Origin of the sequence: Shewanella glacialipiscicola (assembly GCF_023283485.1) — a bacterium.
Classification (GTDB): domain Bacteria; phylum Pseudomonadota; class Gammaproteobacteria; order Enterobacterales; family Shewanellaceae; genus Shewanella; species Shewanella glacialipiscicola.
This window is the reverse complement of the sequence record NZ_JAKILU010000024.1, coordinates 22,523-46,560: the sequence shown is the minus strand read 5'-3', so window position 1 is coordinate 46,560 and position 24,038 is coordinate 22,523. Positions and strand designations below refer to the sequence as shown.

Here is a 24,038-nt window from a genome sequence, read left to right as displayed (position 1 = left end):
GTTACCGCACCTTAGTTGCCTTTTGGGGTAGGCTACTGAATAATCAGCAGATAGATTTGTTAATCTTATGTTGAAATATTTTCGATAATGATAATAATCCTGCAGGATAGCGGATAGATGAAATTCACTCGGATGTTAACGACAAAATTAACCAGTTTTTGGTTAATGTCTTTGGCTGCAGTTGCCTTCGTATTTATATTGAGCGCGGTGATGAGCTTTGTGCAGCTGACTTATAAGTTCCAGCAGCAAAAAGTGGCTGGACTTGAGACTATGCTGATGGAGCATTATCAGCGTCAGCCAGACTGGGAGTTAGAGGCTTGGTTGCCGCCAATGCTTCTTGCTTATAATGCTGTTGATTTTCGTCTGAGCTTAAAAGATGAAGTGTTATTTGCCTATAAAGGTAATCTTTCTACTCAAAATGCGGTGATCTACGATCATGTACTAGAGCCTAAATCTGGCTTGCACATGAAATTGACCTTGCCGCAACCCTTCGAGCACTACACTTTCAGTTGGTATGAGACTCTTATTCTATTAATCGGTATTTTTGCCGTTATTGCATTAGTGCGTTTTGGCCATTTATGGTTTTCACAGCAATTAGATGGTATTGAGGAATTAGCTTTACGCAGTCGATTAATTTTACAAGGTAAGCATGAGGAGGCGCTGGCAAGTCCCGGAAGGGGTAAACCTCGGTTAATTAATCGTGCGTTAACTAAGCTACTCGAAGAGTTACAAGACGCGCAAAAGGAGCGGGGACGTTTTGACAAATTTATCCGCTCTAATACTTTTTTGGATGCAGAAACTCATATAGGTAATCGGTTATTTTTAACTAACCGTCTCGATGCGCTGAGTCATAATCAGTCGATGCTCGCCCATGGCGTTATTTATTTATTAGAAATGGATGATCTGGATTTATTACAACAATCCCAAGGTGAAATCGCAGCGAAAGAATTGCTCAACTCGACCGTTAATGCTATTAGCCTGCTTTTACAAAACCAAGCAAATAGTATCTTTGCTCGTCGCTCCCATAATCAGTTTGCCATTGTAGTGCCACAAATATCGCTTATTGAGGCTGATCAATTGGCCAGTAAGTTACTCAAGATATGTTTGAGTCAGCCTTTACCCGAGGTCGATAATCGTGACAATTTTTTCCATCTTGGCTGCGCTTATTTTACCGCAGGAGACAATGCCGCGCAGTTAATTGAAGAGGCTGATATGGCGTTAAGGGCGGCACAATTACAAGGTAATAGTAATTGGTTTATGTACGATAAAGGGGCGATAGATGAAGAGTTTGCTAAAGGTTCAGTGCGTTGGCGAAGCTTTTTAGAAAATGCCTTAGTGCAAAAGCGATTTTTTCCCTTTAGCCAGCCGATAATCGATTCTGACGGTAATGAACATCATAAGGAGATATTTACGCGTTCTAGGGATAATCAAGGGGCATTAATTCGTGCCAGTTTATTTATTCCTATGGCTAATAAATGTGGCTTAATGCCGCAGGTTGAAAGGCAAATTATTGAACGTGTTTTACTGTTATTATCGAATGAGCCAACGATCGAAGTATCGAATTTACCCTCAAATGTAAAATCTGCGCCGCAGCGATACAGTATTAACTTGAGCTTGGATTCGTTAATGAGTCGAGCATTTACACAATGGCTAAAAACAACGTTATTAGAGTATCGGCATTTGACCCCGCGGCTAATTTTTGAAGTAGCGGAAGATATCGTGATCCAACATCAAGAAAAGTTACTCCCTAAGTTGGATATGATCCGCAAAATGGGTGCCAGACTCTGTGTGGATCATGTTGGTGAGCAAGTTGTCGGTACTTATTATATTCGTGAGTGTCATTTTGATTTAATTAAGGTGCATCGTTCTATCGTACGGCACATCCATATGCGACCTGAAAACCAGTTATTTATCCGTAGCTTGATTGGTGGTTTATATCGCACTGAGGTGCAAGTTTGTGCCGAAGGCGTTGAGGTTTTTGAGGAATGGCAGACACTAAAAATTCTTGGTGTTAGCGCTGCACAGGGAATGTATTTTAGTGAACCGATAGAAGCCAAGTAGAATCTTGAATTTTTGTGTAGTTGTTGCCATGGTAGATGAAAAATAGCACATATAATTCACGTATTTATCTATAAACTATGCCCATTAGCAGCTAGACTAATCAGGTAAAATTACGGTGCTGGTAGTATTAATAGAATGTTTAAACACAGAGCTATTAAACATTGGATAGCAAGAAAACAAGACGTTTAAACGAAAGAGCAAACTCAAGCTTTTAAATTCAGTTAGTTATAGGCATTTTATGGGAAAAAGTTTTATGGGTCGATTCGCCTTTTGGCAGCAAAACACGCCCCCTATTAATATCGGGGTCTATGTCTGCGCCGATAAGTTATGGGTATATGCGCCTGTACAAGATGCCAAGAGCGAGCAGTGGCAATCCTTTGAACTTAAAAATGAAAACTGGTCTGCAGGCTTCAGTGCTGTAGCCAAATCCTTTCCCAATGCACAGTTACAACTGATTTTAGCTTCAAGTCGATATCAATTACTGCTAACCGATAAACCCAATGTCGATGTGACTGAGCTGCCGCAAGCTTTACTGTGGTCAGTTAAAGATATGGTTAGCTTGCCTGTGCCACAGATTCATTTGGATTATTTTGAGTCCCCCTTAGCCAGTAATAAAATTAATGTAGTGGTGGTGGATAAAACCAAGCTTGTCAGTATGGTTCAAGCCATTCATGAACAAAATTTACAACTGGCTGGCATCAGCATCGAAGAGTTAGCGATGACAAACCTTTTTGGTGATGATAACCAAGCTCGGTTAGTAGTGAGCCATAATCCCGGTCAGGAATTGTTATTAACTGTGGTTAAGCAAGGCCAGCTTTATATGCAGCGCCGAGTACGAGGATTTACTCATTTAGATAAGGCTCCAGCAGAGGAACTTGCTTATGGTATGGCAGACAATCTCAGCTTAGAAATCCAGCGTTCGATGGATTATTTTGAGAGTCAATTAAGACAAGCCCCAGTGTCTTCTATCGAACTGCTTGTCGATGGCGCAGTGGATAAATTGGCGACATTACTTTCAGCAAATTTTAATCAAAGCGTGAATGTTATCAATAAAAGCAGTGTTGACGCTCAAATGGCGCAGCTCGCATTTGCCGAGTTTTCAAGAGGTGCAGAGTGATTAAATACCGCGTTAACCTTTACACTCCCTCATTATTGCCACCAAAGCAAAGGCTGACTTTTACTCGTTTAGGGGCTTATGCCCTAAGTGTTTTACTCCTTTTGGCCGTTTGTGTGAGTTATAGCTACTGGCAAGTCAGCTCTTTACGGCAAGAATTACAATTTGCAACGCAGCAAAAACAGCAATTTGATACTCAAAAGCAGACATTAGAGGCTGAGCTCACTGCACGCAAAGCCGATCCTGCGCTGGTTGAGCGAGTCAATTTAGTGACCCAGCAGTTAGAGTTAAAGCAGTTGCTCATGGGAGAATTAAGCTTAAGGGCTTCCTTAACGAGCCGCGGTTTTGCTCCAGTACTTAACGATCTCGCCGTTGTAGCGGATGGCAGTGTGTGGCTAAGTCATATTGTAATCAACGAGCAGGACTTTATGTTCGAAGGTTTTGCTGACCACCCACAGAGTATTCCGCTGTGGGTAGATAAGCTTAAGACAACACGTACTCTCAAAGGACACGCTTTCTCGTCGATGAGTATGGATCGTGGTGAAGATAAACCTTTGGCTTTTACCTTGAAAAGTAGTAGCAAGGAGGCCACGCAATGAAGCAAAAGTTAACCCATTTAGGTCAGCAGTTTGATGCGTTAAGCCGCCGAGAGCGGGTGTTAATTGCAACTGCGGTGTTGGCCGTGCTGGGTATACTGAGTTACTTGCCGCTCGAATCGATTTGGAAAACCCATACATCGATTTCGCAGCAGCTTAAAATCCTAGAGCAAGAAAATAGTATTTCAGCTCAGCAAATTGATTTATATCAACAGCGCCTAGCCCTAGATCCTAACCTAGATTATCAGCAGCGCTTAGCTATAGTCGAACAGCAAAACCAAGACTTAGATAGCCAACTCGATGAGCAAATGGTGGCTATGGTACCGGCAGATTATATGCCTGAGCTACTAAGTAACTTACTTGGACAAGTGCAAGGGATTAAATTAATTAAGTTTATGTCGATAGCGCCCATCCCCTTGTTAGCGGTAGGTGAAGATAAAAAGCTTAACCTGTATAGCCATGGTATTCGCTTGAGTTTAGAAGGCGATTATTTCTCCGTGCTGCGTTTTGTTGAAGCAGTTGAAGCGATGCCAGATAAGTTGTATTGGAAGCGTCTTGATTATAACGTTGCAGTATATCCGCTGGCGACGATTGAGATTGAACTTTATACCTTAAGTATTAATAAGGACTTTATCAGTGTGTCTAAATAAGTCTTATATTATTAGCATTTTACTTTGCTTAAGCTCCACTGCTGTTTTGGCTGAGTCGCTGCGAGATCCCACATTGCCGGGCAAAGGCTTTGCTGCGGTAGATACCACGAGTCAAATGCAAGATCAGGCGATAATCCTCAATAGCATAGTCAGCTCTGGCAACACTGCTTACGCTGTAATTAATAACAAAATAGTGTCTGTAGGTGACAATATTCAGGGGCTGAGAATTGTTAAAATCACCCCCGCTTATGTGTCACTATCCGATGGCCGGAAATTGACATTGTTTCAAGCAATAACAGAGAGATAGGGAATACACCTCCGATGACAGCGATTAAATACTTCACACCTCTACTCTCACTTTGCCTTGTGGCGTGTCAGACCACAAATAGGCCACAACCCGAGGCGAGTAAAAATGAATTAGCCGCTTCAATGGCGACAACGACGCCACCGCCTGCGACTATGCCAGATGCGGTGCAGCGAGAATTGAATGCTGGAGCCTTATTGTCTGGTTTAACTCCAGTCATGGAAGCTGAGCGCCGTTTCGATGTGTCGGCCCTCGATGTGGATGCAAAGGTCTTTTTCCCAAGCTTAGTCCAAGGTACGCCCCTGAGCGTCGCCGTGCATCCCGATGTGCAAGGAACGATTTCGCTCTCTTTAAAAGGCGTAACGTTAACCGAAGCGATTCAAGTGGTTGAAGATATTTATGGCTACGAAGTAAGTCGTGAAGGCCGCATTTTACGCGTATTTCCAGCAGGAATGCGCACAGAGACTTTTCCACTGAACTATCTGTATATGGAGCGTGATGGTTTGTCGCTCACATCGGTGAGTTCGGGTCGCCTGTCGGATAACAATAATTCAAACAGTAATAACTCAAACAGCGATAATTCAAATAATAGTAATTCGAGCAATAATTCGAATGGTAATAACGGTAACAACTCCAGTAACAATGGCAGTAGTGATAGCTCTAACGGCACCTTTATTCGTTCGCGTACCAAGACTGATTTTTGGGGCGAGTTAAAAGAAACGCTAACCTCTATTATTGGTGAAACCGGAGGTGGGCGTCAGGTGGTTGTCACGCCGCAGGCGGGTTTAGTCACCATTCGTGCTTTTCCGAGTGAATTACGCCAAGTGCGTACTTTCTTAAATACAGCAGAAAGCCATTTACAGCGCCAAGTGATCCTTGAAGCTAAAATCCTCGAAGTGACCTTATCCGATGGCTACCAGCAAGGCATTCAGTGGGACAACGTGCTGGGGCATGTCGGTAATACTAACGTGAATTTTGGCACCTCAGCGGGCCCAGGTCTAAGCGATAAAATTACCTCTGCAATAGGTGGTGTTACTTCGCTTAGCATCAAAGGCTCAGACTTTACGACTATGATCAATTTCTTAGATACCCAAGGCGATGTCGATGTGCTGTCTAGCCCAAGGGTCACGGCATCGAATAACCAAAAAGCGGTGATTAAAGTGGGGACTGATGAATATTTTGTGACTGACGTTTCATCGACCACAGTGGCGAGTACAACACCCGTGACAACGCCGCAGGTAGAGCTTACGCCATTTTTCTCTGGTATTGCTTTAGATGTTACTCCGCAAATTGATCGTGATGGTAACGTGCTGTTACATGTGCATCCGTCAGTGATTGATGTAAAAGAACAAACTAAAAATATTAGGATCAGTGATGCCTCTTTAGAGTTGCCTCTGGCTCAGAGTGAAATTCGTGAGTCGGATACCGTTATTCGTGCCGCTTCAGGTGATGTAGTGGTGATTGGCGGCCTGATGAAGAGTGAAAATATTGAAGTGGTATCGCAAGTGCCTTTGCTGGGTGATATTCCTTTGTTAGGTGAGCTGTTTAAAAACCGCAGTAAACAAAAGAAGAAAACTGAGTTAATTATTTTACTTAAACCTACGGTTGTAGGTGTCGATACGTGGAAAACCGAGTTACAACGTTCTAAGACCTTATTAGACCGTTGGTATCCGGAAACAAATTAAGCTTCTATGTATCAGAAGCATTTTGGCCTCAGCCAAGCGCCATTTTCACTGACACCCAATACCGGATTTTTTTTCGGACTATCACCGCACGTAGAAGCCTTGCAAGTATTGCAAACCGCCCTACAAACGGGTGAAGGCTTTATTAAGGTGACTGGGGAAGTAGGAACGGGTAAGACATTGATTTGTCGTAAACTCATCAATGAATTACCGAGTAAGTTCCATTGCGCTTATTTACCGAATCCTTACCTTACACCTACGGAGTTACGTTGGGCGGTGGCGAGTGAACTGGGCCTTAAATATGCCAGTAATATCGATCAACAACAGCTCACAGGGCTTATTCAACAACAGCTTTTAGCCTTAAGTGCCCACGGCCACGCCATTGTATTAGTGCTTGATGAAGCACAGGCATTACCGGACGATAGTCTAGAGGCGCTGCGTTTATTCACTAATCTTGAAACCGAGACGCGCAAATTGCTGCAAGTCGTGTTATTTGCACAGCCAGAGCTTGATGAGCGGCTTAAACGCCAAGAATTTAGGCAATTAAGGCAGCGTATTACTTTTAGTTATAACCTGCGTCCATTAACACTAGACGAAACCGATGCTTATATTCGCCACCGATTAGCCATAGCAGGACGCGCTGGCGAAGCCTTATTTACATCACGGGAAACGCGCAAAATTGCCCATGCGTCCCGAGGGATCCCCAGATTGATCAATATTCTTGCCCACAAAGCCTTGTTGTTAAGTTTTGGCGAGGGCGCTGCTTGTGTGCAAAACTCCCATATTAACGCAGCAATTCAAGATACCGAAGATGCCAGCAGCCGCAGATTATGGTCGTGGAAGTGGTTACCGTTTTTAGCGCTAATGACCCTAGTGTTTGGCCTTGGATTACAGCATTTTTTTAAGGATGTTGTATGAGCGTAATCAACAAGATGCTGCAGGATCTCGATAAGCGCCAACAGGGGCATGAGCTTAGTAACGTTATCCAACCACAGATACCGTATTTAGCTCGTTCTAACTCCTATTTTAACGGATTATTGTTCTGCGTTTTTTCGCTGCTGCTAGGCGGTGGTGTTGTTTATGGCTGGCAAACCTTTATGGCAACACCAGTTGAAGCAACGCCGACTCTCACAAGTGAACATAATCCATTAACCTCGGCTCCCACAGATCCTGTGCCAGTTGACAGCGTAGTTTGGAAACCCACCTCGGCAAGCCTTGATTCTGTGACGACACCCGTCAAGGTAACGACAGCCGCGCGTGCTGAAATTGGCTCCAATGCTCAAATCACTATGCCAGTTTTTGCCGCTGAACAGCTTGCCATACCCGTGCCTGAGACTGATTTAGAGCCTGAGTCTGAACAAGAGTCAGAATCAGACATGAGCCTTGAGTTCGTTGATGATATGCCTGCCAATGATGATCATAATCAGCCAGATAGCATATCCGGCGTTGCTGCTAATACTGCTCCAAAAGCACAGGGAAAAATGGCGATAACAGAAGTGACGTTAACGCCACAGCAATTGGCAAATAAGCGTTTTGCGTTAGCGAGCGAGGCGCAGAAGGACGGTCAACTCAGTCGTGCTATTGATTATTATGAACAAACACTCGCGCTAGACCCTGGCATGCATGAAGCACGTAAACAATTGGCTGCGCTGCATTATGGGCAGAATCAATTAGCTCAATCCAGCGACCTGCTGCAACAAGGTCTTATCTTATATCCGCAAGAAGTCGACTTTGCGCTGCTTCTCGCTAGGGTTCAGCAAGCTTCTGCTCAGCCTAGTTTGGCACTGGCGACGTTAGCGAACGTACCTGACACGCACCTGCTCGCGAGGCAAAAGTGGATGGCACAATCGGATATCGCACAAAAATTAGGCCAGTTTACCTTAGCAGAACAAGCTTATAGGCAGTTATTACAACAAGAACCAATACAGGCTAAATGGTGGATGGGATTGGCTTATACGCTTGATTCACAGCAACAATTTACCCAAGCACGCCAAGCTTATCGCACTGCACTAGGCCATAGAGGCTTATCAGCGCAGGCGAGTGCCTTTATTGAACAACGTTTAACTCAGCTAGGAGATAGCCAATGAAGCCCAGATTAAAAATGCGTTTAGGCGATCTGTTAGTTCAAGAATCGATAATTACTGAAACGCAGTTGCAACAAGCGTTGGCTGAACAGCGTAATACCGGCAAAAAGTTAGGCCGTACTTTGATCGATCTACAATCGATTACTGAGCATCAATTACTGCAGTTTTTATCCCAGCAGTTAAATGTGCCCTTTCTTGATATCAGCAAACTGCCTATTTCCGCAGAGGTGGTGCACTTAATTCCTGAAGTGCAAGCACGACGTTTCCGCGCTTTAGCGGTTGAAGACAGAGGCGACAGCGTGCTCGTGGCGATGAGCGACCCGGCTGATTTACAGGCGCTTGATCACCTCGAAGCCCTTATTGCCCCCAAACGTTTAAAGTTAGCCGTGGCGCCTGAGCAGCAACTGCTACAAGCTTTTGATAACTTATATCGTCGCACAGACCAAATTGCTCAGATCGCCGGTAAGCTTGAAGAGGAATACGCCGCCGATCAGATGTTCGATTTAGCCAGCCTCACCTCAGGCGACAGTGATAATGAAACCACAGTCGTTAAGTTACTACAGTCGATTTTTGAGGATGCGGTGCAAATGCGCGCCTCGGATATTCATATTGAACCCGGTGATAAAGCCCTGCGGATTCGTCAGCGTATCGATGGTCAGTTACACGAAACGATTCTGAATGAAGTTAACATTGCCGCCGCGTTAGTGCTGCGGCTTAAGTTGATGGCCGGACTCGATATTTCAGAAAAAAGATTGCCACAAGACGGTCGCTTTCAAATGGAGATCAAAGGACATCATATTGATGTGCGGATGTCGACCATGCCGATTTACCACGGAGAATCTGTGGTAATGCGTTTACTTGATCAATCGGCGGGTTTATTAACCTTGAACGAAACCGGTATGCCACCGGCTATTTTGGCGCGTATTCGTAAACAAATTAAACGTCCTCACGGCATGCTATTGGTGACGGGGCCGACAGGTAGCGGCAAAACCACTACTTTATATGGCATTCTGAGCGAGCTTAATACCGCTGATCGTAAGATTATTACCGTCGAAGATCCTATCGAATATCAATTACCACGAATAAACCAAGTACAAGTTAACCATAAGATTGGTTTAGATTTTGCGAACGTTTTACGTACCACGTTACGCCAAGACCCCGACATCATCATGGTCGGTGAGATGCGTGACCAAGAAACCGTAGAGATTGGTCTTAGGGGCGCGTTAACCGGTCACTTTGTGTTATCGACATTACACACTAACGATGCGGTCACCAGTGCACTGCGTTTACTGGATATGGGCGCTGCCAGTTACTTAGTCGCCAGTGCCTTAAGAGTCATTATTGCCCAGCGTTTAGTGCGGCGGGTGTGCCATAACTGTGGGGTTGACTATCAACCGACCGCGCAGGAAAAGGCGTGGTTAACTAGTGTGAGTCGTAAAGATTTTACCCATGCAAACTTTAAAATAGGTACCGGTTGCCAGAGTTGCAACGGCAGTGGCTATCGCGGCCGTATTGGTATTTTTGAAATTCTTGAGCTGGACGATAAGATGGTTGATGCCATGCGTACCAGTAATCCACAGGATTTCGCCAGAGCCGCGTTAAATAGCCCTAACTTTACTCCGCTTGCTGAATCAGCTTTACAATATTTGAGCGAAGGCATGACGACGATTGAAGAGGTCGCTAAGTTGGTCGAGGACGTGAGCGAATCACACATCCCCTTATCTAAGGATATTATCAGTCAACAAGGCATTGAGGCGTAATTATGCCAATTTATCAATACCGTGGACGCAGTGGTCAAGGTCAACCCGTGACGGGGCAATTAGATGCAGCATCGGAAAGTGCTGCCGCTGATATATTGCTGTCGCGGGGTATTATTCCCCTTGAGATCAACGTGGCCAAAGTGACTAAACCCTTCTCATTGGCTCAGCTGTTTGGCAGTAAAGTCGCGCTAGAAGAATTACAGATTTTTACTCGGCAAATGTACTCGCTTACGCGCTCTGGCATCCCTATTTTACGGGCGATTGCGGGCTTATCTGAAACGGCACGTTCTCAGCGAATGAAAGATGCGTTAAATAGTATCTCTGAGCAGCTGACAGCCGGGCGGCCATTATCATCATCGATGAATCAACATCCCGATGTGTTTGATTCTTTGTTTGTTTCTATGGTGCATGTGGGTGAGAACACCGGTAAGTTAGAAGATGCGTTTATTCAGCTTTCGGGCTATATCGAGCGCGAGCAAGAAACGCGGCGACGCATTAAAGCGGCCATGCGTTACCCCATGTTTGTATTAATTGCTATCGCGATTGCGATGGTGATCCTGAATATTATGGTGATCCCTAAATTTGCCGAGATGTTTTCACGTTTTGGTGCTGACTTACCTTGGGCGACAAAAGTGCTGATTGGTACATCGAATCTATTTGTGAATTATTGGGGGCTAATGCTGGTGGCGCTTATTGGTTCGATTATCGGTATTCGCTATTGGCACCATACCGAAAAGGGCGAGAAACAGTGGGATAAATGGAAATTACATATTCCTGCCGTAGGGTCGATTATTGAACGGTCAACGTTAGCGCGTTATTGCCGTAGCTTCTCTATGATGCTGAGCGCTGGGGTGCCGATGACACAGGCGTTAAGCTTAGTGGCTGATGCCGTAGATAATGCCTATATGCATGACAAAATAGTCGGTATGCGCCGTGGAATTGAGTCTGGTGATTCTATGCTAAGGGTGTCGAATCAGAGCAAGCTGTTTACACCTCTAGTGCTGCAAATGGTCGCAGTAGGGGAAGAAACCGGGCAAATTGATCAATTACTTAATGATGCTGCTGATTTTTATGAGGGTGAAGTTGATTATGATTTAAAGAATCTCACCGCTAAATTGGAACCTATTTTGATCGGTTTTGTCGCAGTAATTGTCTTAATATTAGCACTAGGTATATATCTACCGATGTGGGATATGCTCAATGTAGTTAAAGGTGGGAAGTAGCCCTAATGCAGAGCCAACAAAAGGCCGATAATGATCTATTACATATCTATGGGCGTATGATCTCTGTAGGGCTAGTATTAGTTATTATGGCCGTTGTCGGCGCTAAATATTTTTTGACGTTACCGCAAATTGCGGCGCGTGGATTAGAAGTCGAACATACTCGTTTATTGAATGTGTTGGTCATGGTGCGATCGCAGTGGCTATCCCTAGGTAAACCGCAACAGATGCAGTTGAATTGGGAAGTATTGGACAATATATCGATAAAACCAGAAACCAGTGTCGTCAGTATGAATGATCTCGGTTGGCCACAACCTAAGTCATTCACTGCTCAAGGTTGTCAGGATTTATGGTGGCAGTTAATGGGGGCAGAACTTGATAATACGGACTTGGTCGCTGATTATTCGGCTCAAGATAATAGCTGTAGCTATTTGTCGTCCAATGGCGATAGTTTAGGTTATCAACTGGATTCTGGCAGCGTTACATTTTTGGCTGCACCGTAAAATATTGTTATCTCAATAGCTTTTTAAAATTGATTTAACTGTTAGAATAAAATGATTAAGCATAGGGGCATATATGAAAACTTTGAAAACGAAACAAGCAGGGTTCTCATTAATTGAGCTTGTCATTGTCATTGTCATTTTAGGTTTATTGGCAGCAACGGCGATCCCTCGGTTTTTAAATGTTACCGATAGTGCTGAAGATGCTAGTGTTGACGGTGTCGCTGGAGGTTTATCAACTGCAGTGAGTTTTGTTCGCTCGCAGTGGGAAGTTGACGGACGCCAAAATAGCAGCGTTATTCTTGACGGCACACCAGTGGCTCTGGACCCACGCTTTGGTTATCCAACGGGTATATCAGAGACCGATGCCACGGCGATGACAGATGCTAGCTGCCAAGAAGTGTTTAATACTGTGTTGCAGAGCGCACCTCGTAATGTGCTTTACACTGATGATGCTCGTAACCAACGTTACACAGTACGTATGATTGATGGTGCGGGTGGCAGTGCGAACTCGATCACAGGTACTACCGTTACGGGTTTAGATTTATGCGTTTATCACCAAGTGGCTTCACTGGTGTTAAACCAAACTAATGGTGTACCCACACCAACGCCAGATTTATCAACAGCAGGTGCTAAAGGGGTCGTGTATAACCCTGGTACAGGCAAAGTGTTAAGCTTTACCCAAACGCCCTTTACACCTTAGATTGTAATTTATAGTTTTATTTTGTTTATGTTTGAAATGGCTTAATTTGAAATGATTTTAGTTTTAAGCGAATTTAGCTTAAAAGTGGTTTAATTTAATTAGTACTCACACGAGTTCTCACTTATAAAGAAAGGTAGTTTTATATGAAAAGACAACAAGGTTTTACCTTAATCGAATTAGTTGTAGTGATCATCATCTTAGGTATTCTTGCTGTCACAGCGGCACCTAAGTTTATTAACTTGCAAGGTGATGCGCGTGCTTCTGCAATTCAAGGTATGAAGGGCGCAATTCAAGGTGCAAATAGCTTAGTTTATTCAAAAGCTGCATTAAAAGGTGAAGAGAAAAAAGCGTTTAATGATACTGTTGCCCCATCTGTAGATATTGGCACAGGAACTCCGGCTGTAACACATTACGGCTACCTACAATCCACTGCTGCAGAATTAAAAAATGCGATGGACTTGAACATTAGTAATACAACTACTGATAAAGTAGATTGGTTTATTGTAGAGGGAGCCGATGGTTCAGCAATGGCAACTATATACCAGGCTGGCTCGCCTTATGCTACTGATAGTACTAAAGAGTGTTATGTAACATATACACCAGCAACATCTACAGAAACACCTAAGTATGAAGTTAAGTCAGAAGATTGCTAATTAAATTAATACTAGAATGGCCTGCCTAGCAGGCCTTTTTTTTAGGTGAAATACGCTGCATACATGATTAGAAATAAATGAGTCTACAAAGAAATTACCGACATTTATTTGCGTTAATCATAAGGTTGGCAGAAACTGAACCTAGCACTTCAAATCAGCAATTAACCCGAGCAATGCTTAAATTTCCTATGTCAAAACAGGCCGGATTTACCTTAGTAGAGTTAGTGACGACTATCATCTTGATTTCAATTCTTGCTGTGGTGGTATTGCCGCGCCTGTTTACTCAGTCTTCCTACAGTGCCTATAGTTTACGTAATGAGTTTATAGGTGAGCTGCGTCAAGTGCAGCAAAAGGCGCTCAATAATACCGACAGATGTTTTCGCGTAGCTGTTTCTAATACTGGTTATCAAGTGAGTCAATTCTCCACTCGCACGGATACGGTTTGTACGGGTACTGCATTGTCACCCAATCCACTTTATAGCCAAGCTTTTCAAGGTGGAGCTCAATTAGTGCTGGTGAGCACGAATAGCACTAACTTCACCCTCGATTTCGACAGTTTAGGTCGACTCTTTCCAACGTGTAATGGTAGCTGTATTCGCGTGACAGCTAATGACACTGTGCTGATTAATGTGTCCTCCGAGGGATATATTTATGCCAACTAATTCTCGCTTATTTCTTCGCAAAGAATCATCGAGTAAGGGCTTCACCTTAATTGAGTTAGTGGTAGGCATGTTAGTGATTGGCATTGCGATAGTGATGCTCACCAGTATGTTATTTCCCCAAGCTGATCGTGCGGCTAGTACCTTACATCGAGTGAAGAGTGCTGAGCTTGCCCATTCTGTGATGAATGAAATCTGGGGCAAACGCTATGACCAAAACACCAATGCCAATGGTGGAACGCCGGCCTGTGGTGCGGCAGCTGGCGTTGCATGTTCGACAATATTGGGGTCTGAATTAGGAGAAGGCCGCAACGATTACAATGATGTCGATGATTATAACGGCTTAAATGAGACAAGTAAGATGCTTAACTCAACCCAAACCTATGCCGATGCTTATCCCAACTATCGTTTAAGTGTCAGTGTGGTTTATGGCAGTATGGCAAATACTAAGCTAGTCACCATTAATGTGACAACGCCTGACAGCGAAGTGATTACTTACAATATGGTGAGGAGTAATTACTGATGAACTCTTTATCAGCAAAGCGCATGCAAACATCCACGCGAGGCTTTACCTTGGTCGAGATGGTCACAGTTATCTTGATTCTGGGTATTCTTGTGGTTGGCGTGAGTAGTTTTATACTATTTGGCACCCGAATTTTTGTTGAGTCGAGTTCAGTCGATCAAGTACTAAGCCAGAGCCGTTTTGCCGTTGAGCGAATGACCCGTGAGCTGCGTAGTGCTTTGCCCAATAGCCTGCGAGTTAATACCAATTCGCTGACCTATCAATGTATTGAATTTGTGCCTATCGAGGCCAGCACGACTTATCTCACTATGCCAATCATCCCCGATGCTGCTGCGAGTACTGGGATCGTGATTCTTGATAGAAATCAGGATGAGAATAAGATTAGTGAGAATCAATTTGCTTGGATCTATCCCTTGATTGACGCCGATGTGTATAGCAGCGCGAGACAAAAACGAGCACAGGTTAAAACGATTGCGACTTCGCTTCCCCCTTTTGAGCATCAAGTGACACTGACTTTTACTGCGGCCTTGCGTTTTGCCGAAGGCTCACCGCGGCAGCGAATTTATTTTGGCACTAATCCGGTAAGTTACTGTTTTGAAAAAGTCGCAGCGAGTAATGAATTACAACTACAGCGTTATACCAGCTATAGCTTCAGCATTATTCAGCCTAAACCTAATATGATGGGAGCTGGCGTGTTGATGGCGCAAAGTGTGGCAAATAGTTTAACAAATAATGCCGATCTGCCTCTGACATTGACGCCATCAACCTTGGTTAATAATGCCATGGTGCACTTACAACCTAGATTTAATGTTAATGGTGAGACGTTTCAATACAAACATCAAGTGCAGGTGATTAATGTTCCTTAACTCTGGTCGTAAAACGGCATATAAACGCTCATCATCCAGATCATCGCTATCAAGAGCGTCATTACCTGCGCAACAACGAGGTAGTGCGCTGATTATCGGCGTGTTTGTAATTACAGTGATGTTTCTATTAGCTTCTGCTCTCATTAATATTGTGCAGGACAGCGATACCGCACTCACCCAAGAAGTATGGGGCACTCGAGCCTTTGCCGCCGCCAACAGTGGCGCCGATGCGGCACTAGCTCAGTTATTTCCATTGAATACGGCCGCTAACGCTACGGCGACATGCGCCAGTGTTTCAAGCTCTTGGGTACCCCCCGATGTGGTTGGCTTTCATGCTTGTAGCGTAAGTCTCCGTTGTACGTCTTATTCCGTGGGCGCGGTAATTCAGTATCGTATTAATAGCACAGCGGTATGCGAGAGTGGTGATACCCGCGTTAGCCGACAAATTGAGGTAGAAGCCCGTGAGTAGTTTTCGTTTTTGTGTGTATCTTAGTTTTAGCTTCGTTGCCATGCTGTTTGCCGCGCCTACGTTCGCCTATGGCCCGATTGATGACAATATTTATTTCCCTGCTGTTGCCCAAGGCCAGCACGGTAATAACAATAACGTGTGTCATAAAATCAACAATGAACAGTTTAAGCAGTACACCAACGCCAAAATTAATGGCACAGCTGGATTAGCGTTAAATTTTTGTTCTGTCGGCAGTGGCTTAGCGGAAAATGGTTGCGATACGGCTTTAGGTGGCTCAAGACAGTGCAGCATCACAGGAAGTGATTTAAGAGGGCTACAACTCAATAGCACCGATTTCCCGAGCAATTCACAAAGTGGCGGCGGGATATCTTATTGCACCGCAGGCCAAGCGATTAATGTCGGCAATAACGGTACTAACCAATATGGCGCTATTGCCTTATACAACACATGTACATTGACTACTTCCTCCACGTTTTCTGAATATGTGTTTCGCTCAATTGAGCTCGGTGGTGACGCGAAATTAGTGCTATCAGCCGGTGATTACTGGGTAGATACTTTACAAATTAATGGTAGTGCGCAAATCGAACTGCTTGGTGATGCCAGAATATTTGTGCGCAATAGTGTCGGGCTCACTAATGGTTCAGTGAATCAAGTGGGCAATAATAATTTGACCTTAGTAGTCTATAGCGATATTAACTTGAATGGCGCTACTAATATCAATGGTTTTGTCTATAGCGACGCAAGATTACAGATGAATGCTTCATCAATCATTAATGGCCGAGTTACCGCCCGTTACTTAGAGATGAATTCTAGTGCAACAATCAATGCCCGCAGTAGGATTAACCAACAACTCGATTTGCAATTTGGTAAAGCAACATCAACCTCGGTCACCTTCGAACATGTGTTTTCATCTGGTGTCACTCCATTAGTATTTTTAATGCCGACGATTTCGTCGTCAAATCCTAGTGGTGATGGTCCTGCATCGGTGTTTATCAGTAGCGTATCAGCGACTGGTTTTAGTTGGACTCAGCGGCAACCTCCAAGTAGCAGTGCGGCGGTCACTATGCCAGAAGTGCACTGGATAGCTGTGACGCCAGGCAGTTATGCTCTATCCGATGGTAAGCGGTTGACTGCGGGTACGGTGGTGACTAACAGTGCCTTGAACATGTCATCGTCAGCTTGGGTCAATCAAACGCTCGACTTAGGTTTGAGCGTACGATTAAACCAATTACAAACCCGCAATAACAATTGTTGGTTGACTAGCGTGTCGCAGCCAAGCGCTAACGGCATTTCGCTTAATATGGATACGTCAGAAGTCTACACTGTAACGGGCACAAGTCGGCGCTGTCAGCCTGGTAATTTAAATACATTAGCCAATGAAACTATTGCTTATTTTGCCATTGAGCCAGGTGTCGGCACGATAACCCTGAGTGGTGAGCCGATTAACTATCAGTTTGCCAACGCCTTGACTCATAGCTCGGGAAGTTCAACTCGTGATTTAGCAACTCAATGTACCTTTAATACCAGCTTAACTGGCTTTGGCAATCCTCCAACATTAGTGGCTGGAAAGTCTTCTCGCGATGGTGGTGATGGTGGCTGGTTAAGACGCTGTAATCTGAGTGCAACTCAAGTCAGTATGGTAAACGATGAAGATACCTATGGCGATAATGAACGTAGTCATCTTGCTGAAGACTATGGCTTTGTTGCGCTTGAGAAAGTAGCGCCAGTTGAAGAGTGTTTTACTGATGACTTTTCCCGCAGCAGCTTAGGCAACGATTGGGCAACGAAAGTGCTGGGTTCTTCTACTCCGCCGGCTATCAACGGGGGACGACTAAGAATAACGCCAGCATTGGGTAATCAGGCCACTGCTAGCACTTACCAGCGGTTATTTCCTGCTGAAGGCAATCTAGTCACGATAGAGTTTGATTATTATGCTTGGTCACCTACATCTGGAACGGGAGGTGATGGGGTTGCGGTTATTTTATCGGATGCTTCTGTTACACCGCAACCTGGCAGCTTTGGTGGTTCACTCGGATATGCACAACGTGATGATGATACGCCGGGCTTTGCGGGAGGTTGGATTGGCGTTGGTTTAGATGAGTATGGTAATTTTTCCAATCCGAATGAGGGGAAGATAGGTGGCCCTGGATTTAGATCACAATCGGTAACATTGCGTGGTTCTATGTCGGCAAATTATAAATATTTGGCTGGTACCGCCGCGAATTTGAATCCTAGAATTGATGTTCGTAGTACGACAACCGCGGCACCAAATCATAAGTATCGGATTAAAGTTGATTCAACCAGCACAGGTCAAGCTTGGGTATCGTTAGACAGAGATGTGCGTGATGGTAATGGATATCAGGTGCTTGTCTCTCGATTTAATGCTAGAGCTATATCAGGTCAAGATTCTGTTCCTGCTGATTTTTATCTGTCATTTACGGGTTCTACCGGCGGCGCCAATAACAACCACGAAATCGATAATTTTAAAGTTTGTGCAATAAAATCCAAACCGATTGGCTTACAAGTACATCATTTTGAATTTGCTTATTCGTCATCGCCGCTCACATGTAAAGCAGAGCCGATGCAGATCAAAGCGTGTGCTGATGGAAACACTCCTTGTACCCCGTTTACTGACCCAGTTAGTGCGCAATTGTCATTGAATCCTGCTACTAATGGCGGTTGGTACCAAAGTGGTAGCAGTGTCAGTAATGTCAGTTTCATCAACGGAATCGCCTCTGTTGACTTACGCCATAATGTCACCACCCCTGTAAAAATTGGAGTATCGAGTTCAAATCCTGCCACCGTCCCTGGTAGTAATACCTTGTGCCGCAGTGGCGTTGGCGCGTTATCAACCGCGGCTTGTACGCTGTCATTTGCCGATAGCGGCTTTTTAATTGATATGCCAGATAAACTGGCCAATAAAGCGCAAAATGCGACTATCTCTGCGGTCAGAAAGTCAAATGACAACCTAGAGTGCTTGCCGACGTTCGCTGGTCAAACTAAAAGGGTAGATTTGTGGAGTCAATATATTTCGCCTGTCGCTACATCTATGTTTACCCCAACAGCCGTTAGCGTTAACTCAGCTTCTATCAGCGGTTCGAGTTTGTCACCTTCTTCCCAGAATTTAACCTTTGATGCCAGCGGTAAAGCAACGATAGCGGTCAATTATAGCGACGCTGGTAAAGTTGAGCTAAACGCCAAATATACCGGTGTTGCTGGCACACCCGATGAAGGGCTGGTGATGATAGGTAGCGATCCCTTCGTCAGTTTTCCTGTTGGCCTGTGTGTCACGCCCAGAGACAGCGGTGCTTTGTGCCCAGCGGGAGACGTTAGTTGCGCTGTATATAAAAAAGCCGGTGAGAGTTTTAATTTGCAGATTGCTGCAAAAGCCTGGGTTATTGATAACGATAGTAATTATTGCGATAACCCAAGTACGCCCAATTACGTTCAATCTGGTATTGCGTTGTCGAGCCAACTGGTAGCGCCAAATCCCGGTGCTCAGGGCGTAGTAGGTATTACCAGTTACGATCAAGTGGCCGCGACAAATAATCTCAATACAGTCGTTCAAAGTATCAGTGAGGTCGGGGTATTTACCTTTAGTGCTGCACCGCCAGCTAGTTACTTGGGATCGAGTCTTTACTCAATACCACTGGCAAAGAGTGCCAATATTGGTCGTTTTGTCCCCGATAGATTTTTGGTGAGTGAGGCATTCGTGTCTCCAGCCTGCAATAGCTTTAGCTATATGGATCAATTATTCCCAATGTCGATGACATTAAGCGCGCTTAATATCGCCGGCGATATAACGCAAAACTACTTTGCACCGTTCTCTTTTGCCACAGCCATGCTTGTGGGCGAGAACATCAATAATGGTATCGATTTACAAAACCGTTTAAGCGCCTTACCCATAATATCAACACGTTGGGCCAAAGGGGTTGCAAGCTTAGGTAACAGTTACCGAGCGAACTTCAGCCGAGTGACACCTAATGTATTGACCAATTTATATCAGGATGGCCCCTTCGAGTTGCTTGATATTGGTGTGCAAGTGTTGGATAACGATCCGCGTCCTAATGGGATTAACTCGTATGTAGCCTCACCTGACATGGATGCCGCAACGACAGGAAATTGTGCGAACTGTACTGCAAAAAAAATCACCACCCAAAGACTTCGCCATGGGCGAGTGGTAATGGATAATACTTATGGACCAGAGACTGAAATACTACGTATGCCGACTCGGGCTGAGTATTGGAATGGCAGTTGGGTCTTAAATAGTGATGATAGTTGTACAGTTGCGAACGCTAGTTTGGCTTTACAAACCGATGATATTAGCCTTGGCTATAATTTTGAACCTGATTTAGTCTCGGGACAAAGTATTGAGCGTTCTGGCAGCATGCCAAAATTTCAGGCAGGTCAATTTGATTTGCTTTGGCGGGCAGTTACAACCAGTGGCGCGCTATATCGTGGGCAAGTTACCGCGCCTTTAGATGTGCCGAGTTGGCTTGAATGGTACTGGAATTGGAATGACGTCACGCCAACGCTCTTGAGCGATCCTCGGGCGAGTGCATATTTTGGCCGTTATCGAGGTCATGATCGAATTATTTACTGGCGTGAGGTGGATTAGTTTAAGTCATTTATTGGCTAAAAACTGACAAGTAAAAAACGCAATGCTTAATCAGTTATTGGAGATTTATTGGACTTGGCGCGATAAATCTTAATCGTAAAATGGATGTTTTTAGTGGTCAAATTGTTGCGGTGTTGTGCGCGCTCAGGTTTTTACTGTATTTTTTTCCGACATTAAACTGTGATATGCGCTTAAATATTGTATTTTTGGTGTAGATTTGAAAAAAAATCACTTCATTAGCGATTGTTGACCCCGTCGGTCTTGTGGAATCAGGGTGGCATTGATAAAGTTAGCTGATTTTTCTTTTCTTCTGGCTCCACAGAATACAGGCTAGTTACATGTTTAAGAAGCTACGTGGCATTTTTTCTAATGATCTATCGATCGATTTGGGTACAGCTAACACATTAATTTATGTTCGTGGTGAAGGCATAGTCCTGGATGAGCCTTCCGTTGTTGCGATACGTGGTGAGCGCGGTGGCTCTGGCCAGAAATCTGTTGCCGCAGTCGGCACAGAAGCTAAACAGATGCTAGGGCGAACACCTGGCAATATCCAAGCTATCCGTCCAATGAAAGACGGCGTTATTGCTGACTTTTATGTGACAGAAAAAATGCTACAGCACTTTATTAAGCAAGTGCATAACAATAGCTTTTTTCGTCCAAGTCCACGGGTTTTAGTGTGTGTGCCTGTTGGCGCAACGCAGGTTGAACGTCGTGCGATTCGTGAATCGGCCATGGGCGCCGGTGCACGTGAAGTATATTTGATTGAAGAGCCTATGGCTGCTGCAATCGGCGCGGGTTTACCTGTATCTGAAGCAACGGGTTCTATGGTCGTGGATATTGGTGGTGGTACTACTGAAGTCGCGATTATTTCACTCAATGGCGTGGTGTACTCATCTTCAGTACGTATTGGTGGTGATAAGTTTGATGATGCCATTATCAACTATGTCCGTCGTAACTACGGCAGTTTGATTGGTGAAGCTACTGCTGAGCGTATCAAGCATACTATCGGTACCGCTTATCCTGGCGATGAAGTGTTAGAAATCGAAGTCCGCGGTCGTAATTTAGCTGAAGGTGTGCCTCGTAGTTTTACGCTTAATAGCAACGAAATTTTAGAAGCGCTGCAAGAGCCATTATCTGGCATTGTTAGTGCTGTTATGGTGGCTTTAGAGCAGTCTCCACCAGAACTTGCTTCTGATATTTCTGAGCGCGGTATGGTATTAACTGGCGGCGGCGCATTATTGCGTGATTTAGACCGTTTATTAATGCAAGAAACCGGAATTCCAGTCATGGTGGCGGACGACCCATTAACCTGCGTAGCACGCGGTGGTGGTAAAGCCCTCGAAATGATTGATATGCACGGCGGCGATCTGTTCTCCGAAGAAACCTAATTTAACTTCGGTATGGGGCGGCTAATCACCGCCTTAGCTCTCCTATGAAGCCAATTTTTGTTCGTGGTATTTCAAACCAATTTCGTCTGACACTGGCAATTATTTTGTCGGTGGCTTTGCTCGTTGCTAATCATCGTCTCGATCCTGCTCGGCAATCTCTTGCCTCTGTTTTTAGCCCATTACAGTATTTAGCCAGTGTGCCAGGGGCTGCGCTTGATTGGTCCTCTGAAAGTTTTGCTACCCGTAATATGTTGGCGCTGCAAAATAAAGAACTGCTGAGACAACAGTTGTTGATGAGTGAACGCTTACAACGTTTTGAACACCTACGCCAAGAAAATGAGCGCTTGCGGGCACTGTTAGGTTCGCCAGCTTATCTTGACTCGCGCAAAATGGTAGCTGAAGTGTTAGAGGTCGCAAGCGATCCTTTTCATCAATATGTGGTACTTAATCACGGTTCTCGCAGTGGCGTCTTTGTCGGCCAACCTGTCGTTGATGCGCAAGGGGTTGTAGGCCAAGTGGTGCAAGTGAGTGAAATGACCAGTCGGGTGCTATTGCTCTCCGATGTATCCCATGGCTTACCTGTACGTATTACCCGTAATGATGTGCGCCTTGTCGCCAATGGTACGGGGGAATTGGACGAGATAGAACTACGCCATGTGGCTAAGAGTACTGACATTCGTGTCGGCGATTTACTGGTGACATCGGGTTTGGGTAATCGTTTCCCTGAAGGCTACCCTGTTGCACGCGTGATGGAAGTGTTAACTGAAGATGGCCAAAGCTATGCTCGCGTTACCGCCCAACCGTTAGCGGCGTTAGATCGTATTCGCTATTTATTGCTTATTTGGCCTGCTAGTGATTCTGGTGTGACTTTACCTAATCAATTGGTTGCGCCAGCAGCTGACCATCCTACTGCCACCGATGGGGATAATACCGATACGGCCATTCCTGCAGTTAAGAAAGTTACTCCTCAAGTTAAGCTAACCTCGCCCGATGCCAATGCGGCTAAGCCGGTGACATCTACGCCAGCTGCTGTTAATCCGCTGGCGGAAACCGTTCGTCCAGCCACTGAGGTAAATCAATGAGTTTCCAAGCCGCCAATGGGCGCCTCATCGTTTGGGTGACATTACTCATTGGGATTATCAGCCAGATTATGCCCTTACCAAGTGCGGTTGATGCGTGGCGGCCAGACTGGTTATTAATGATTATTATGTATTGGTCTATTGCATTACCCCATAGATACAATATTTTAACCGCATGGGTTTTAGGGCTTATTTTAGATATTTTATTGGGCGCTACCTTAGGAGTGCGTTCTTTGGCCATGTCATTGGTGATTTATATCGCCATTTTACATTGCCAGCGTTTACGTAATTTTCCTAAATGGCAGCAGTCGCTGGTGATCATGCTACTGCTTTGTATTTACCATTTAGTGATTTACTGGGTGGAATTTGTGATGCAAGAAGCGGTATTCCACACGGATTTATTTTTGCCCGCCATTTCAGGATTAATCATCTGGCCGTGGATATTTTGGATTTTACGTCGCGTTCGACGTCATTATAAGGTTCGCTAATTGTGAATTTAGTGCTAGCTTCGACTTCACCGCGCCGCAAAGAGTTATTGGCACAAATTGGATTTGGTCGCCTCGATTTTAGTTTTACGCAAGTGGCCCCCGATATTGATGAAACGCCCCGATTACGTGAAACGCCAACAGATTATGTGCAACGTTTAGCGGCCGAAAAAGCCTATGCCGGACTGGCATTATGCGCGGATATTTCACAGCCTGTGGTATTAGGTTCTGATACTATCGTAGTGTTTGAAAACCAAATACTAGGAAAACCTGCCGATGCTGCCGATGCTAAGCGAATGCTCAGTGAGTTATCTGGTAAGACTCATACCGTGATGACGGCTGTGGCACTGGTTTATTATAAGGATGAGCCATCTTTAACGGCAAAAACCTTAGTACGATTAGTGCAGACACAAGTGCGTTTTTGCACTTTATCTAAAGCAGATATTGAAGCTTATGTTGCCTCAACAGAGCCGATGGATAAAGCGGGTAGTTACGGTATACAAGGTCTGGGTGGCTGCTTTGTTGCGGCGATTAACGGCAGCTATTCAGGTGTGGTGGGTTTACCTTTAGTCGAAACCTGCGAATTGTTAGCCGAAGTTGGACTCATCTAACCTAGTGTTACTG

22 protein-coding genes are annotated in these 24,038 nt (G+C 44.7%); all 22 read left to right on the top strand.

The features are described 5' to 3' along the window. Positions 1 to 117 precede the first annotated feature (117 nt). The 22 genes from csrD (at position 118) to L2717_RS15115 (ending at position 24,025) form a co-directional block, all read left to right on the top strand. Positions 118 to 2,061 carry an RNase E specificity factor CsrD gene (gene csrD, locus L2717_RS15220; RefSeq protein WP_220773122.1) on the top strand — a complete coding sequence of 648 codons (1,944 nt, stop codon included), beginning with the start codon at positions 118 to 120 and terminating at the stop codon, positions 2,059 to 2,061. A gap of 238 nt (positions 2,062 to 2,299) precedes the next feature. After that, on the top strand, positions 2,300 to 3,178 hold the full coding sequence (locus L2717_RS15215) for a type IV pilus biogenesis protein PilM (protein ID WP_220773121.1): 879 nt from the start codon (positions 2,300 to 2,302) through the stop codon (positions 3,176 to 3,178). After that, positions 3,175 to 3,774, top strand: coding sequence for a PilN domain-containing protein (locus L2717_RS15210; RefSeq protein WP_220773120.1), 600 nt, complete (start codon positions 3,175 to 3,177; stop codon positions 3,772 to 3,774). Before L2717_RS15215 ends, L2717_RS15210 begins: the two co-directional genes overlap by 4 nt. Beyond that, entirely contained in the window at positions 3,771 to 4,421 is a 651-nt protein-coding gene (locus L2717_RS15205) for an MSHA biogenesis protein MshJ (protein WP_220773119.1), read from the top strand. Before L2717_RS15210 ends, L2717_RS15205 begins: the two co-directional genes overlap by 4 nt. Further along, a complete protein-coding gene (locus L2717_RS15200; RefSeq protein ID WP_246611736.1) occupies positions 4,408 to 4,728 on the top strand; it encodes an MSHA biogenesis protein MshK in 321 nt (106 codons plus the stop codon). The genes L2717_RS15205 and L2717_RS15200 overlap by 14 nt, the downstream gene beginning before the upstream one ends. 14 nt (positions 4,729 to 4,742) lie before the next feature. Next, the gene (gene mshL, locus L2717_RS15195; protein WP_220773118.1) at positions 4,743 to 6,410 is read left to right on the top strand and encodes a pilus (MSHA type) biogenesis protein MshL; all 1,668 of its coding nucleotides are present in this window, start codon (positions 4,743 to 4,745) and stop codon (positions 6,408 to 6,410) included. 6 nt (positions 6,411 to 6,416) lie between these two features. Then, positions 6,417 to 7,325, top strand: coding sequence for an ExeA family protein (locus tag L2717_RS15190; RefSeq protein ID WP_220773117.1), 909 nt, complete (start codon positions 6,417 to 6,419; stop codon positions 7,323 to 7,325). A 14-nt stretch (positions 7,326 to 7,339) separates the two neighbouring features. Beyond that, positions 7,340 to 8,494: a tetratricopeptide repeat protein gene (locus tag L2717_RS15185; protein ID WP_373316149.1), complete on the top strand. Its 1,155-nt coding sequence runs from the start codon at positions 7,340 to 7,342 to the stop codon at positions 8,492 to 8,494. Beyond that, entirely contained in the window at positions 8,491 to 10,251 is a 1,761-nt protein-coding gene (locus L2717_RS15180; protein ID WP_220773115.1) for a GspE/PulE family protein, read from the top strand. Before L2717_RS15185 ends, L2717_RS15180 begins: the two co-directional genes overlap by 4 nt. A gap of 2 nt (positions 10,252 to 10,253) precedes the next feature. Next, a complete protein-coding gene (locus tag L2717_RS15175) occupies positions 10,254 to 11,474 on the top strand; it encodes a type II secretion system F family protein (protein WP_220773114.1) in 1,221 nt (406 codons plus the stop codon). A 5-nt stretch (positions 11,475 to 11,479) separates the two neighbouring features. Then, a complete protein-coding gene (locus L2717_RS15170) occupies positions 11,480 to 11,974 on the top strand; it encodes an MSHA biogenesis protein MshF (protein ID WP_220773113.1) in 495 nt (164 codons plus the stop codon). 82 nt (positions 11,975 to 12,056) lie between these two features. Next, a complete protein-coding gene (locus L2717_RS15165) occupies positions 12,057 to 12,674 on the top strand; it encodes a pilus assembly FimT family protein (RefSeq protein ID WP_220773134.1) in 618 nt (205 codons plus the stop codon). Positions 12,675 to 12,817: 143 nt separating this feature from the next. After that, the gene (locus tag L2717_RS18150) at positions 12,818 to 13,327 is read left to right on the top strand and encodes a type II secretion system protein (RefSeq protein WP_076499265.1); all 510 of its coding nucleotides are present in this window, start codon (positions 12,818 to 12,820) and stop codon (positions 13,325 to 13,327) included. A gap of 173 nt (positions 13,328 to 13,500) precedes the next feature. Further along, complete coding sequence (locus tag L2717_RS15155) at positions 13,501 to 13,989, top strand: type IV pilin protein (RefSeq protein WP_220773133.1); 489 nt, start codon at positions 13,501 to 13,503, stop codon at positions 13,987 to 13,989. After that, positions 13,979 to 14,509: a type IV pilus modification PilV family protein gene (locus L2717_RS15150; protein WP_220773112.1), complete on the top strand. Its 531-nt coding sequence runs from the start codon at positions 13,979 to 13,981 to the stop codon at positions 14,507 to 14,509. Before L2717_RS15155 ends, L2717_RS15150 begins: the two co-directional genes overlap by 11 nt. Next, positions 14,509 to 15,375, top strand: coding sequence for a PilW family protein (locus L2717_RS15145; protein WP_220773111.1), 867 nt, complete (start codon positions 14,509 to 14,511; stop codon positions 15,373 to 15,375). The genes L2717_RS15150 and L2717_RS15145 overlap by 1 nt, the downstream gene beginning before the upstream one ends. Then, positions 15,365 to 15,844 (top strand): MSHA biogenesis protein MshP, encoded by a 480-nt coding sequence (locus tag L2717_RS15140; protein WP_220773110.1) that lies wholly within the window; start codon positions 15,365 to 15,367, stop codon positions 15,842 to 15,844. Before L2717_RS15145 ends, L2717_RS15140 begins: the two co-directional genes overlap by 11 nt. A gap of 40 nt (positions 15,845 to 15,884) precedes the next feature. Continuing rightward, positions 15,885 to 20,462 carry a DUF6701 domain-containing protein gene (locus L2717_RS15135; RefSeq protein WP_220773132.1) on the top strand — a complete coding sequence of 1,526 codons (4,578 nt, stop codon included), beginning with the start codon at positions 15,885 to 15,887 and terminating at the stop codon, positions 20,460 to 20,462. Between the two features lie 338 nt (positions 20,463 to 20,800). Next, positions 20,801 to 21,850 (top strand): rod shape-determining protein, encoded by a 1,050-nt coding sequence (locus L2717_RS15130; protein ID WP_076499255.1) that lies wholly within the window; start codon positions 20,801 to 20,803, stop codon positions 21,848 to 21,850. Positions 21,851 to 21,894: 44 nt separating this feature from the next. Beyond that, on the top strand, positions 21,895 to 22,932 hold the full coding sequence (gene mreC / locus L2717_RS15125) for a rod shape-determining protein MreC (RefSeq protein ID WP_220773378.1): 1,038 nt from the start codon (positions 21,895 to 21,897) through the stop codon (positions 22,930 to 22,932). Then, entirely contained in the window at positions 22,929 to 23,417 is a 489-nt protein-coding gene (mreD, locus tag L2717_RS15120; protein ID WP_220773379.1) for a rod shape-determining protein MreD, read from the top strand. The genes mreC and mreD overlap by 4 nt, the downstream gene beginning before the upstream one ends. A 2-nt stretch (positions 23,418 to 23,419) precedes the next feature. Beyond that, entirely contained in the window at positions 23,420 to 24,025 is a 606-nt protein-coding gene (locus tag L2717_RS15115) for a Maf family protein (RefSeq protein ID WP_281421740.1), read from the top strand. Positions 24,026 to 24,038: the final 13 nt, after the last annotated feature.